Below are 13,688 nucleotides of genomic sequence, written 5' to 3' on the forward strand. Positions count from 1 at the left end.
CACCGCGTGGGCCCCAAAGGCCACGGGTGCGAAGAAACAATCCTTCCTTCAACTAGAAACCCATTGGTGATCCGGCGCGAGCTCGCGCGTATGGGCGAAGTTTACGACAGCACCCCGTATCGCGCGGACGCCCAGATCCTCCAGGATGTCCTGGGTGGCGGAATCTGGCACGTCTTCGGCGTAAACGGCCATGTCCAGCGTGGCGGCGGTGGCCATGACGGTGGCAGCCAGGTGCTGGCTGCCGGGGCTGTGTAGCAAACCGGTAATGAAGCTTCCACACAATTTCAAATAGCAAACGGGATATTCGTGCAGCCGTTCCATGGCGCCGAATTGCTGCGACAGCCGAGACAGACCGACGCGTCCGCCCGCCGCCGTGACGATGTCGCAAAGTTGGCGCAGGTCGCCGCCTTGCTCGATAAGGCCGTCGGCGTCCACTTCGATGATGAGTCGACCCGTCAGGGCGGGGCGATCGGCCAGCATGCGTTCCAGGCGCGACAGGAACGAGGTCTGCGCCAGAGACGCCAGGGACACGGGCACCGTCAGCGCTTCGGAATGGGTGAACAACCAGTCCAGCCCCAGTCGTATGGCCTGGATGTCGCATTCGGCCGAGAGCCCCAGGCGTACGGCGGGCGGTATGAAGATCGACGCGGGAACAGGATCGCCGCCGGTGGTGTCATGCAGGGTCAGGCTGGCTTCGTGGTGCAGCAATTCGCCCGTCACCGCATGCAGCGGCTGCACCGACAGCGAAAACCGGTGTTGTTCCAGCGCCGTGGCCAGCGCATCGTGCCAGCTGTATTCGCCGATGCGCGTGCTGTCGGCCGCCTGGCTGGCGGGGGTGATCTGGTCATCGTCCGCGCTCTCGGCGCACATCAGCGCATGGTCCAGGCGCGCCAGCGTATCGCTCATGTTGTCGCCGGGGGCGAAGGCAGCCATCGCCAAGGCCCAGCGGCACCAGCCGTATTTGTCCATCGGCACTCGCAAGGCGCGCAGCTCGCGCCGCACCCGCTCGGCCAGCACGCTCGCCTGAGGCGCGGAGGTGCGCGGCATCAGCAGTGCAAAATCAGACCCGCTGATCCGGGCCAGTTGCGTCGACGGCCCGCCGAACTCGACGACCAGCTTGCGCAGGCGGTCCGACGAAGACCGCAGCCACTGATCGGTGAAGGCGCGAGACAAGTGACGGTTGATCTGCGCCAGGTCGCGCTGGCGAAACATCAGGACATGGCCGCCCGCGTCCGTCGACTTGTCCGCCAGCGCGGCACGGAACTGATCGACGAAGTGCTTGCGGTTGGACAGCCGGGTGATCGGGTCCCGGTAAATCTCGCTTTGCAGCGACTCGATCTTGGCGTTCTGTTCCTCGACCGTCGCGGCAACCCGGCGCTGCGCGTCGACCAACGCCTGATCCACCCCGGCCAGCTCGCAGGATCCCACAGGCAATGCGTCGTTGTCGGGCGACAAGGCGCGCACGCGTTGGCAGATATCGCGCGACGTGCGCGCTTCGATCCAGCGCACCAGGTTGAAAGCAAACAGCGACCAGAAAACTCCGGCCGCCAATACCAGGCCCAGCACCCGCACGCCACCTTGCCACAGCGTGTCGCGCGCCAGTTGTCCGTCCGCCTGTACCGTGACGGTGCCGCGCGCGCCGCCGTCCATGGACACATAGGCGCGCGTTATGGCGGGCGGCTGTACGTTCAGCCAGTCGCGGCGCCAATCGCCGTCTCGCCCGGAGGCCGAGGCAGATTGCTGGCGTTCGATCAGCGTGGAGCCGTTGTCGTCAGTGATGCGCACCAAGGCATACAGGCCCTGTGCGTAGAGATCATCGGCCAACGCCGCGCGCTCGTCAGGACTGGATGAGGCGTGCGCCAATGCCCAGGCCAAGGCGCTGGCGCCGCCTTCGCTTTGCTGGGCAAGTTGCGTATTCAGATAGCGATGGGCAGCAATCATCCCCAGCGCTTGAGCACCGAGCAGGATGAAGCCGACCAGCAGGGCAGTGCAGAAAAGTAATCGGCGTAATGTCGACATGTCGGTCAATTCCCTTTGCGGGCGGCAAGCGAGCCTGCCGAAGCTACGGGGGCCGCCCGGTTAAAGGGTCGCGGGCAAGGAGTGTGCCCAACGCGAAAAAAGCTGGATAAGAAACGTGACACACGTTACTAATACCCCGACGACGCCGCTTACACTGTAATTCGGCATGTCACAGGAGGTACAGAATATTACGAAATTCGGCACGACGTTTGACAAGCTGTGCAATTATTTCGACCGTGATCGTCGTCCGTTTGAGAACTATTGAGACACGACGTATTAATTTTTGGGCATTCGCTGTCGTAGTAAGGGTAGGGCATGGGTCTGCGAACCGGCCGGCAGACTGCTATTCAAGGACCTACATGACCACCGCTGACCCCCAAAAGAGCCTTCGAACTACAAGGAAAAGAGGCGCGTTGCCTTCGAAGTGTGGCGTTTTTTTGCGAAAATAATGCATAATTTAAAAAATGTTACAGCCCTTGGGTTCTTTCCTGGACCGCAACGCCAAGGGTATCCAGATAGGGGGCTCCGTGCGTGAGAGTTACCTGGCCGCGCTGTGCCTGACGCTGGCGGGCGCATTGGCCGCGATATGTTTGTTTTTTGTGCGCCGGGAGCGTGCGCTCCGCCGCCGCCTTACGCGCGACGAGTTGACCGGGGTGTTGAGCCAGCAGGAGTTGCATCGTCGCGCCCGCCTGTGGCTGTCGCAAAAAGAGGGACCCGCGCGCCGAGGCGCGTTTTTCCTTGTCAGTTTCGAGCAGTACGCCGAGATCAGCGCCATGCTGCGCGCCGGCGAAGACCAGGCGCTATTGGTGCTGGTTGCGGATCGTCTCAGCCTTATCACCCGTACGCTGGGCGGCATGGTCGCCCGCAGTGGCACCGATTCGTTCACCATCTGCGTACCCGAGGTGGACGAGGAGGGTGCTGCCCAGGTGTCGGCAAAACTTCTTGCAGACCTTAGCGAACCCTATGCATTGGGAGGTCGCTCCCTGATCGCCGTGTTCAGGGTCGGCGCGGCGTTGTACCCCGAACATGGCCGCAGCGTCGAAGAACTGCAACGCTGCGTGCGGGTGGCGATGGTGCCGATGAAAGAGCGCGGCGGTCCGGGCTGGAACCTGTTCGACTTTCGCTTGCTGGCGCGCCACCGCGACCAACAGGGCCTGGAAAACGATCTGCGGCTGGCGCTGACCACGCCAGCCATGGAGCAATTCGAACTGTTCTACCAGCCGGTCTGCGACAGCGGTTCCGGCGTGGTGCAAGGCTGCGAAGCCTTGTTGCGCTGGCACCACCCCACCTTGGGCAGCGTGTCGCCCGCGGTCACCATCGAACTGGCCGAGCGCAGCGGCCTGATCGTTCCGCTGGGCGCCTGGATCCTGGAACGCGCTTGCTCGCAGGCGGCGCTGTGGCCTCCCGCATGGCGCGTCCATGTGAATCTGTCCGTCAAGCAGATGAACGAAGACGGGCTGGTGCAACTGGTGTCCGACGTGCTGGCCGCCACGCAGCTGTCGCCGCGCAAGCTGGTGCTGGAAATCACCGAATCGATCTTCATCCTGCACTACGAGCGGCATGTGAAGATGCTGAACACGCTGCGCGCTCAGGGCATTGGCATTGCGCTGGACGATTTTGGCTGCGGCTATTCCAGCCTGAACCATCTGCGTCATCTGCCCATCGACTGGGTGAAGATCGACCGAAGCTTCATCTCGGCGCTGGAGTCCGATGCGGGCAGCCGAGAAGTCGTGTCCGCGCTTTTCGGGCTGTGCCAGGCCATGCGCCTGCCGGTCGTTGCGGAAGGCGTCGAAACCGAAGGACAGCGCGAAATCCTCAAGTCGCTCGGTTGCCGGGTGATGCAGGGGTTCCTGTTGGGACGCCCCGCGCCCGCCTCGGAAATCCAGGCTTTGGCCTCGGCGGTGTCATAATCGGGGTTGCTCGCAAACCCCCGACCTGTTGACTCCCTATGCCCGGCAATACCCTAGGTACCCTTTTTACCGTCACGAATTTCGGCGAATCCCACGGGCCGGCCATCGGTTGCGTCGTGGATGGCTGTCCTCCGGGACTGAGCCTGGACGCCGCCGATATCCAACTGGAACTGGATCGCCGCCGCCCGGGCACCTCGCGTCACGTCACGCAGCGCCAGGAAGCCGATCAGGTGGAAATCCTGTCCGGCGTCTATGAAGGCGTCACCACCGGTACGCCTATCGGCCTGCTGATCCGCAACACGGACGCGCGCAGCAAGGACTACTCCAACATCGCCGACACCTTCCGGCCCGGCCATGCCGACTACGCCTACTGGCGCAAGTTCGGCGTGCGCGATCCGCGCGGCGGTGGCCGGTCGTCTGCCCGCCTGACTGCGCCCACGGTGGCTGCGGGCGCCATTGCCAAGAAATGGCTGGCCGAACAATACGGCGTGAAGGTGCGTGGCTACATGAGCCAGCTGGGGCCCGTCGCCATTCCCTTTGTGTCCTGGGACGAAGTACCCAACAATCCGTTCTACGCGCCCAACGCCGAGGTGGTGCCGGAACTCGAAGCCTATATGGACCAGCTGCGTCGTGATGGCGATTCCGTCGGCGCGCGCATCGAGGTCGTAGCGGAAAATCTCCCGGCCGGCTGGGGCGAACCCATTTATGACCGCCTCGATGCCGATATCGCGCACGTGATGATGGGCCTGAACGCCGTCAAGGGCGTGTCCATCGGCGCCGGCTTTGATTGCATCGCCCAGCGCGGTTCCGAACATGGCGACGAGATCACGCCCGATGGTTTCCTGACCAACCACGCTGGTGGGGTCTTGGGCGGCATTTCGACCGGCCAGCCGATCACCGTGTCGCTGGCCATCAAGCCCACCTCCAGCATTCGCGTTGAACGCCGCTCGGTCAACCGTGCGAATGAAGAGGTCATGGTGCAGACCCTGGGCCGGCATGATCCGTGCGTCGGCATCCGCGCCACGCCCATCGCTGAAGCCATGCTTGCACTGGTGCTGATCGACCACGCGCTGCGTCATCGCGGACAGTGCGGCGATCCGCTCTGATCCCCGGCATTCTTGCCAACGACTCCAGGAGGCCGTCTTGAATCGTAAACGTCATCTGTTGCGCGGCGCTGGCGCTGCGCTTGCCCTGACCGTGCTGGGCGGTTGTACCGGCATGAACACCACGCAGTCTGGCGCCATCGGCGTGAACCGCACGCAGTACATGTCCAGCCTCGTGCCGTCGCAGGCGCTTGAGCAGGAAGCCAGCCAGCAATACGCCGACATCCTCAAGCAGGCCCAAGCCAAGGGGCTGCTGGACCGCGACGCGCAGCAGCTGTCACGCGTGCGCGCCATTTCGCAACGGCTGATCGCACAGGCGGGCGTATTCCGACCCGACGCGACGGGCTGGAAATGGGAAGTGCATGTGCTGTCCAGCGATGAAGTCAACGCCTGGTGCATGCCCGGGGGCAAGATTGCCGTCTATACGGGGCTGATCTCCAAGATCAAACCCACCGACGATGAGCTCGCCGCCGTTCTGGGCCACGAGATCGCGCACGCGCTGCGCGAGCATGCGCGCGAGCGTGTCTCTCAGCAGATGGCGACAAACCTGGGCCTGTCGGTGCTGTCCATGGCCACCGGCTCCAGCGCCGCGTCCGATCTGGGCGGCCAGTTGACCGACGTGATGTTCTCCTTGCCCAACAGCCGCACTCACGAAACCGAGGCCGACCGCATGGGCGTCGAGCTTGCCGCCCGCGCTGGTTTCGACCCGCGCGCCGCTGTGACGCTGTGGCAGAAAATGGGCTCGGCCAGCAGTGGCAGCGCGCCGCCTGAAATCCTGTCGACGCACCCTTCGGCCGAATCGCGCATCGCCGATCTGCAAGCCGCGTCCCAGCAGGTTCTGCCCTTGTATCAGCAAGCGAAGAAATAGCCGCGTCATTCTCCGATCGCGCGAAGGTCTGCAAGGCCATGGGGTGACACCCGCAGGATGGTCGAAGAAAAAAGCCGCCTGGATTTCCAGGCGGCTTTTTCATTGGCGCAAGCCGGGCTTACGCCGCGGGCGCCGCGCGCCTGACGCCCGGACCGCGCATGACTTCGATGCCCAGCCCCGCCAGGATGTACCGGGTCTCGGCGTCGGGCACATCTTCGGCGTAGACGTCGATGTTCAGCGCGCGGGCGGTTTCCAGCACCGAGGCCGTCAGCTGCTGGCTGCCCGGGCTTTGCGACATGCCGCCCACAAAGCCGCCGCCCAGCTTCACATACGACAAGGGCAGGGTATGCAGTTGCGCCACGGCGCCGAACTGCTGCGCAAGACGGCGCACGCCGATATGCGCGCCGAATTCCGACGCAACGCGGGCCATCGTAGCGATCTGATCGTGGCACTCCACCAGCCCGTGTGCATCGATCTCCAGGAACAGGCGGTGCGCCAGCGGACGGCGTTCGGTCAGCAGCAGAGCCAATTGGCGGACGAACTTCTGCCCGCGCAACGAAGGCAGGGCGACGCGCACGGCCAGCTCGCCTTCATTGGCGGCCAGCCATTCCAGGCCCAGCCGCACGGATTCCAGATCGCAGGCCGCCACCAGGTCCAGGCGCACCGCGGGAGGAATGAACAAGGTGGCGGGAATCGCGACCTGATCGGGGGCGGTCCGCAACATCAGCATCGCCTCGGTGCGCACCACGGCGCCGTCGGCGGCCAGCAGATGCTCGGTCGCCAGCTCGAAATGCTTGTCTTCCAGCGCGGACATGATCGCGTCTTTCCAAGCCCGTTCGCCCGCTTCCGATGGCGACTGCATGTCGGTCGCGCCCGCGATCACGACCTGATCATTGTTGGCGCTTTCCGCGCGCATCAGGCCGTAGTCCAGCCGCGCCAACACCGGGCCGGCCTGGCTGCCCTGGCCGTAGTCCGTCATGGCCAGCGCCCAGCGGCACAGGTGGCCTTCACCCACCGGAATACGCGTTGCGTGCAGGTCGGTGCGCAGGCGTTCGGCAACCATCATCGCTTGCGGCGCGGCGCAAGCCGGCAACAGCAGCGCAAAGTCCGAACCATTCAGACGCGCCAGCAAGGGCGCGGATACGTTGAGAGCTTTCAGGGCGCCCTGGACGCGCTCGCAGGCGGCCCGCAGCCATTGGTCGATGAACTCGCGCGGCATGTGGCGGTTCAGGTCGGCCAGGTCGCGCTGGCGGAACACCAGCACATGCCCGCCCGCCACGCCCGACGTTTCCAGCGCGCGCCGGAATTCGTTGACGAAGTATTTGCGGTTCGGCAAGCGGGTGACAGGATCCTGATTCAGCTCCAGCTCCAGGGATTCGATCTTCGCGTTCTGCTCTTCCACGCTGGCATAGACGCGTTCGCGGGTCTGGTTCAAGGCCTGCACCACGCCCGACAGCTCGGGCACGCGCGCCTCGACCTGCTCGGGCGGCGAATCTTGGCCGATGCTTCGAACGTGGTCGCTGATTTCGCGCAGCAAGCGGTTCTTGATCCAGCCCACCAGCACGAACGCGAACACCGCCCACAACACGCCCGCGCCCACCACCAGCGCGATCATCTTCAGGCTGCTGCGCCACAGCGCTTCCCAGGCGTACGAGTCGTTGGCGATGAGCGTCACTTCGCCCACCTGGCGCCAGCCATCGCTGACAGCGTGGCTGGCGGGTTGCGTATCCAGCGGCGCCAGCTTCTGAAACCAGGCCGGCACTGATTTGGGCGTCGCGTCGGACCTGCGCTCGATCAGCACTTTGCCTTCCGGATCCGCCAAGCGCACCAACGAGAAATGCCCGCCGTCATACAGCGCCGACACCAGCAGTTCCTGCAACACCGGATCGTTGTTGGCCGGTTGCGACAAGGACAGCGCCAGCGACACGGCTGCATCCGTGCTTTGCACCTGCAACTGGCCGGACAGGTATTCCCGCGCCGAGTTCACGCTAAGCGCCAGCGTGCCCAGCAGGATGACGCCGATGGCAAGGGTAACGCTGAGGAGTAACTGTCGAAGTATGGACATAGTCTTGTTTCCGGACATCAGGGGCGGATGCCTTCCCGTTCCATGCGTTGAAGTAAATCACGCCAGCGGCTGAGTCGGTCAACCGGCGCGGCGGGTTTGCCGTCCACGTAGACGCCGTCGGCGTTGAAACTGAACACCGGCGTCAGGTCGCGTCGCTGCGTTGCCGGCAAGATGGTTGAGATCAGGCTGTCCAGCACCAGCGGGACAGCATTGGGGGTTTCGTAATAGCCCAGCACCATGTGGGCTACCTGGCTGCTGCTGGCCGGTCCGCCCACACGCGCACGGACGTAGATGAAACGCAGCTTGTTGGCGGGCACGCCCATCGCCAGCAGCGTGAAGTACTTGCCGATGACGTAGTCTTCGCAATCGCCCGCGCCTTTGCCCAGCGACTCCAATGGCGTGGCCCAGTAATCCGCTTGCCCCCAGATGGTGGCGTCTTCGCCAGAGAGCAGGGCGCGGTTCCAGAAGTCGTTCGCAACCGTGAGCCTGTCCCGCTCTTGGGGGGCCGCGGGATTGCGCAGCAATTGAAGCCAGTTGCCCACCGACTTTGCGCCCTTGGCGCCATAGCGGCTTGCGGCCAGGCTTTGCAGCCGGTCCGAACTGACCTCCAGGGCGAAACTTCCGCCCCAGACGCAAGCCAGGCAGAGCAACACCAACCGGCATAGGCCCCGCAGGCCGCGGAAACGGTGAGTCGAAGACATGAAACGGATTTTCACATTTTTCCAGCGCGTATAAGGCTCGCCTGAAAAAAATATGCCGACGCGCGTAAGGGCGGCGGTCGCCCGCCGTCCCCTACGCGCCTACGGTTCAGCTGTGGTCGACGTTCAGCTTCCCCTTTTGCAGCAGGTCATTGATGATGGCCTGGTTGCTCATCGTGCCATTGCCCGTCAGGTCCACGTTTTCAAGCACGATCTTCTGGTCAGCACCTTGGCCGATCTGGCCCTTGGTGTTGATGTCGATGACCGTGTTGTTGCCGTCCTTGTGGATATTCAGGTACTGCGTCAGCGTGCCGTCCTTCTCGCCGATGAGCAGGTCCTTCAGGTCCAGGACGTCGCCGCCATTGGCAACGGTAGCCGTCGAGAAGTCCTTGATGGTGTCGACCGCCGGGGCGCCAACCGAGCCCTGGTCATTCAACTCCCACTTGAACGTGTCGCTACCCGCACCGCCATACAGCGTGTCGTCGCCCTTGCCGCCGATCAACGTGTCATTACCCGCGCCGCCATCCAGCGTATCGTTGCCCGCGCCACCGTGCAGCAGGTCGTTGCCGGCGCCACCGTACAGGATGTCGTTGCCATCATCGCCGTACAGGGCGTCGTCGCCACCCTGGCCGTAGATGATGTCATCGCCCGTGCCGCCGTGGATGGTGTCGTTCCCGCCGCGCGGGTCATCGGCAATGTTGAACTGCGCGTGGTTGGCCTTCAGGTAGTCATAGACCTCGGCGCTGGTCGCGGCATGGCCATTCTGGTATGCCAGGAAGTCTTGCAGCGCCTTCAGGCCCTGGCCATCGTGCGAACCGGCCGCAACATTGCCCCAGGCAAGGTGATCGGTGTTGATCGTGTCGCCAAAGATGATGTCGTTGCCGGCGCCGCCGTTGATGACGTCGTTACCCACCACGGCCGGGTCGGTGCTGGAGCTGCCGCCTTGGAGTGCAGCCGCCAGGTCTTCACCCTTGAGCACGATGTCCACGTCGCCGCCCGGCGCCGCAATGACGTTGCTGGCGTCAAAGCTCACGCGGGTGATGTTGTCGATCCAGATCCCAGCGTTGGAGTTGCCGGCGGTATTGTCGGCCACGTCGAACACAAAGCGGTACGTGCCGCCTGCATACGTGTTGGTCGTGATCGTGGTCCAACTGCCCAGGGCGCTGGTGACGTTGCCCTTGTCGACCGTAATCCAGGTGCCGTCCGCCTTGCGCACTTGCAACGACCACGAGAACACGTCGCCGGTGTTGAAGCTCTCGGTCCTCACATCGAAGGTCATCTTCGCGAAGCCCGAGTTGGTGAACGTCGGCGTGATGGCGTTGGTGCTGCTGCCGCCAGCGGTATCGACCATGCGCCAGTAATCGTTGCTGAACCAGCCGGTGTTGTCCACCCGGCCCGCCGAGCTGCCGTTGCCGGTGCCCGAGATGGTCCAGCCGCTGGCGGCGCTCCATCCGCTGCTCGACTCAAAGTCGGCCACCGTCGTGGACGAACCGTTACCAAAGCTGGCGTAGGTCGTCACGGCGCCACCGGTGCTGCCGGTGTTGTCGAACAGGCGCAGGTAGTCTTCGTTCACGCCGCTGCCGATGCCGATGCCATGCACGGTGCTGACACCGGACAGGGGGGCGAACGCATTCACGGATTCCTGCACCGTGGTCATATCGGTGGTGCTGCCATCGCCGCCAACGTTTCCGTTGTTCTTCAGGTAGTAGGTCGGGTCGCCGTCGGTCAGGAAGAACGTGACGTTCTCGTAACCGGCCGCCACCGACTTGCCTGCCGCGGTCTGGCTGTTGAACCACGAGACGGCGCTGTTGAAGGCCGCTTCATAGTTCGTGCCGCCCGTGGCCGACAGGTTGGTGATGGCGGTCAGCAGCGTCTGCACGTTCGCGGACGTCAGGTTTTGCAGCGTCACCGGCGTACCCGCCGTCGTCGCAAAACCGATCAGCGTGACGTTGACAATCCCGTCGTGGCCCACCAACTGGTTGGCAAGATTCGTCAACGCGTCCTTGACCAGCGCGATGCGGGATTGGCCCGATCCGTTCGTCGAACCGTCCAGCTTGTACGCCATACTGCCCGACGTATCCACGACCAGCGCGATGTTGTAGTTCTTGCCCGGCTCCACCGTCACGACGGTGCCGCCCTTGTCGCCCAGGATGATGTCGTTGCCCGAACCGCCGTTCAGCACCGGCGTGTTGCCCGTACCGCTGCCGACGTTTTCGCCGGTCACCATGTTGTCGGTGTTCAGCACGAAGTTGTACGTGCCGGACGTGTTCTGGCCACCGTGATCCGTGCCGCCGTTATCGCGCACCTGGAAGCCAATCGAGGTGTCCAGGCCATTTGCCGACGGCGTGAAGACCAGCTTGCCGGCTGCAATGTCGGCTGCCGAGACGGCGGTGTTCACCGTCACGGGGTTGCCGTTGAGCGTCAGAGTGCCGTCGGTCGGCAGGCGCGAGATGATCACGCTTTGCAGCGAATTGCCTTCCGCGCCATCGCTGAAGTTGAACTCAGCGATGGTGAAGACGTGGCTGCTGCCGATTTCCACATTCGCGGAATTGTCGGCGGCGACCGGCGCATCGTTCGTTCCGACGATCGACACCGAGATCGGCTGAACCGTCGTGCCGTCGCCCGTGACCACGTTGAACGACTCGGAGAGCGTTGCGCCAGCCGGCAGGTTCTGCACCACGGCCAGGCTGTTGTTCAGCGTGTAGGTCCAGTTGCCGTTGGCGTCGATCGAGAACGTGCCGTACTTGCCGACCACGTTGGTCTGCGCCAAGACACCGCTCTGGCCCACGTCCGCGTCCACGACGGTCAGCTTGCCGCTTGTGGACAGGGTGTAGTCCTCGGTAACCGTGCCGGACTTCTGGCCGGTAATGACCGGGGCGTCGTTGGTGCCGGTAATCGTGACAGTCACCGGCAACTGCGCCGTGCCGCCGTGGCCGTCGTTGACGGTCACGGTGATGGTATCGGTCACCTGCTGGCCTTCCTTCAGGCCCTGGACGTTGGCGCTGGTGTTGTTCAGCGAGTAGGTCCACTTGCCGCTGGAATCGACCGTGAACGTGCCATACGTGCCGACGCCGTTGTTGCTGACGGACCAGGTGTGCGTATCGTTGGTGTCGATGTCGCTCTTGGTCAGCTGGCCGTTGGCGGTCAGCGTGCCGTCTTCCTTCACCGCGCCGGTGGTCGTGCCCGCAATCGTCGGGGCGTCATTGGAGCCCGTGACGGTAACGGTGATCACTTGCGTGGCCGTGCCGCCATGGCCGTCGTTGATCGTCACCGTGATGGTGTCGGTCACCTTCTGGCCGTCGGCCAGGGCCTGGACCTTGGCGCTGGCGTTATTCAGCGTGTAGGTCCACTTGCCGGTCGCATCCACCACGAAGTCGCCATACGCGCCCTTGCCGGCGTTGTTCAGCGTCCAGGTGTGGGTGTCGGTCGTGTCGATGTCCGTCTTCGTCAGCTGACCGCTGACCACTTGCGTGCCGTCTTCGGTCACGGCGCCGCTGATCACGCCGCCGATGGTCGGCGCGTCGTTCGTGCCGGTGACGGTGATCGTGATGACCTGCTGCGCGGTGCCCCCGTTGCCGTCGTTGACGGTCACGGTGAGGGTGTCGGTCACGACTTGGCCATCGGCCAGGGACTGGACTTTGGCGTTGCCGTTGTCCAGCGTGTAGATCCACTTGCCGGTGTTATCCAACGTCAGCGTGCCGTACGTGCCGTTGCCATTGTTGCTGACGGACCAGGTATGCGTGTCGTTGGTGTCGACGTCCGTCTTGGTCAACTGGCCGCCGACCACTTGCGTGCCGTCTTCCTTGACCGCGCCGGTCGCCACGCCACCGATGATCGGGGCGTCATTCGCGCCGGTGACCGTGACCGTGACTTGCTGCGTGGCCGTGCCGCCATGGCCGTCGCTGACGGTCACGGTGATGGTGTCGGTCACGTGCTGGCCTGCGGCCAGGGCTTGCACCTTGGCGCTGGTGTTGTCCAGCGTGTAGGTCCACTTGCCGGTCGCATCGACCGAGAATTGGCCGTAGGTACCCTTGCCGTCATTGTTGACGGACCAGGTGTGGGTGTCGTTGGTGTCGACGTCGGCCTTGGACAGTTGGCCCGAGACGCTGTTCTGCACGGCGTCTTCCGTGACAGCGCCGGTGGCCGTGCCCGAGATGGTCGGGGCGTCATTCGCGCCGGTGATCGTGACCGTGACTTGCTGCGTGGCGGTGCCGCCATGGCCGTCGTTGACGGTCACGGTGATGGTGTCGGTCACCTTCTGACCATCGGCCAGGGCTTGCACCTTGGCGCTGGTGTTGTCCAGCGTGTAGGTCCACTTGCCGGTTGCATCGACCAAGAACTGGCCGTACGTACCCTTGCCGTCGTTGTTGACCGACCAGGTGTGGGTGTCGTTGGTGTCGACGTCGGCCTTGGACAGCTGACCCGAGACGCTGTTCTGCACAGCGTCTTCCGTGACAGCGCCGGTGGACGTGCCCGAGATGGTCGGGGCGTCGTTGGTGCCGTTGATCGTGACCACGATCTGGGCTTGGGTGCCGTCGATCGTCGTGACGGTGAACTTTTCGGTCATGGACTCGCCAACGCCAAGGGCTTGCACCTTGGGATCGTTGTTGTTCAGCGAGTAGGTCCAGTTGCCGTTGGCATCGATGGAGAAGGTGCCGTGGTCGCCGTTCTTGCCCGTGACGGGGTTGAACGCCGCTTCGCCGGCATCGGGGTCGACTACGTCGAGCTTGCCGCCGGTGGTGTAGATCGAGTCTTCCTTGACCGAGCCGGCATCGTCGCCGGGCTTGGACGGCGTCACAACCGCGCCGTCATCGGCACCGTTGATGGTGACGGTAATGGTCTTGGTGTCAAAGCCGCCGTTGCCGTCAGCGACCTGGACCGTATAGGTCTCGGTCTTGACGTCGCCGTTCTTCAAAGCTTGAGCGGCGTCGTTGTCGAGCGTGTAGGTCCACTTGCCATTGGCGTCCACAGCAAACGAGCCGTAGGTGCCGGTGGCCGAGCCGATCACGGAGTAGGTGTGGGTGT

At 63.9% G+C, this 13,688-nt stretch carries 7 protein-coding genes; 3 read left to right on the plus strand and 4 right to left on the minus strand.

The window, feature by feature from the left end; all coding sequences use genetic code 11:
* Positions 1-48: 48 nt before the first annotated feature.
* Positions 49-2,019, minus strand: a complete 1,971-nt coding sequence (locus tag API01S_RS28455; protein WP_050731070.1) for an EAL domain-containing protein — start codon at positions 2,017-2,019, stop codon at positions 49-51.
* 527 nt (positions 2,020-2,546) lie between these two features.
* Between API01S_RS28455 and API01S_RS28460 the strand changes: the two genes are divergently transcribed.
* The 3 genes from API01S_RS28460 to API01S_RS28470 are packed head-to-tail and all read left to right on the plus strand — an operon-like array spanning position 2,547 to position 5,900.
* Entirely contained in the window at positions 2,547-3,929 is a 1,383-nt protein-coding gene (locus tag API01S_RS28460; protein ID WP_050731071.1) for a putative bifunctional diguanylate cyclase/phosphodiesterase, read from the plus strand.
* A gap of 38 nt (positions 3,930-3,967) precedes the next feature.
* Positions 3,968-5,035 (plus strand): chorismate synthase, encoded by a 1,068-nt coding sequence (gene aroC / locus API01S_RS28465; RefSeq protein ID WP_006218686.1) that lies wholly within the window; start codon positions 3,968-3,970, stop codon positions 5,033-5,035.
* A gap of 37 nt (positions 5,036-5,072) precedes the next feature.
* The gene (locus tag API01S_RS28470) at positions 5,073-5,900 is read left to right on the plus strand and encodes a M48 family metallopeptidase (protein ID WP_006218687.1); all 828 of its coding nucleotides are present in this window, start codon (positions 5,073-5,075) and stop codon (positions 5,898-5,900) included.
* 118 nt (positions 5,901-6,018) lie between these two features.
* Here the strand turns inward: API01S_RS28470 and API01S_RS28475 are convergent, their stop codons facing one another.
* The 3 genes from API01S_RS28475 to API01S_RS28485 all read right to left on the minus strand — a co-directional run.
* Positions 6,019-7,965, minus strand: a complete 1,947-nt coding sequence (locus API01S_RS28475; RefSeq protein ID WP_050731066.1) for a bifunctional diguanylate cyclase/phosphodiesterase — start codon at positions 7,963-7,965, stop codon at positions 6,019-6,021.
* Positions 7,966-7,982: 17 nt separating this feature from the next.
* Positions 7,983-8,666: a transglutaminase-like cysteine peptidase gene (locus API01S_RS28480; protein WP_050731072.1), complete on the minus strand. Its 684-nt coding sequence runs from the start codon at positions 8,664-8,666 to the stop codon at positions 7,983-7,985.
* 106 nt (positions 8,667-8,772) lie between these two features.
* On the minus strand, positions 8,773-13,688 hold a 4,916-nt coding region (locus tag API01S_RS28485; protein ID WP_156487208.1), incomplete at its 5' end, for a beta strand repeat-containing protein.

The sequence above is a fragment of the Achromobacter piechaudii NBRC 102461 genome, from assembly GCF_001571245.1.
Taxonomy (GTDB): Bacteria; Pseudomonadota; Gammaproteobacteria; order Burkholderiales; family Burkholderiaceae_B; genus Achromobacter; species Achromobacter piechaudii.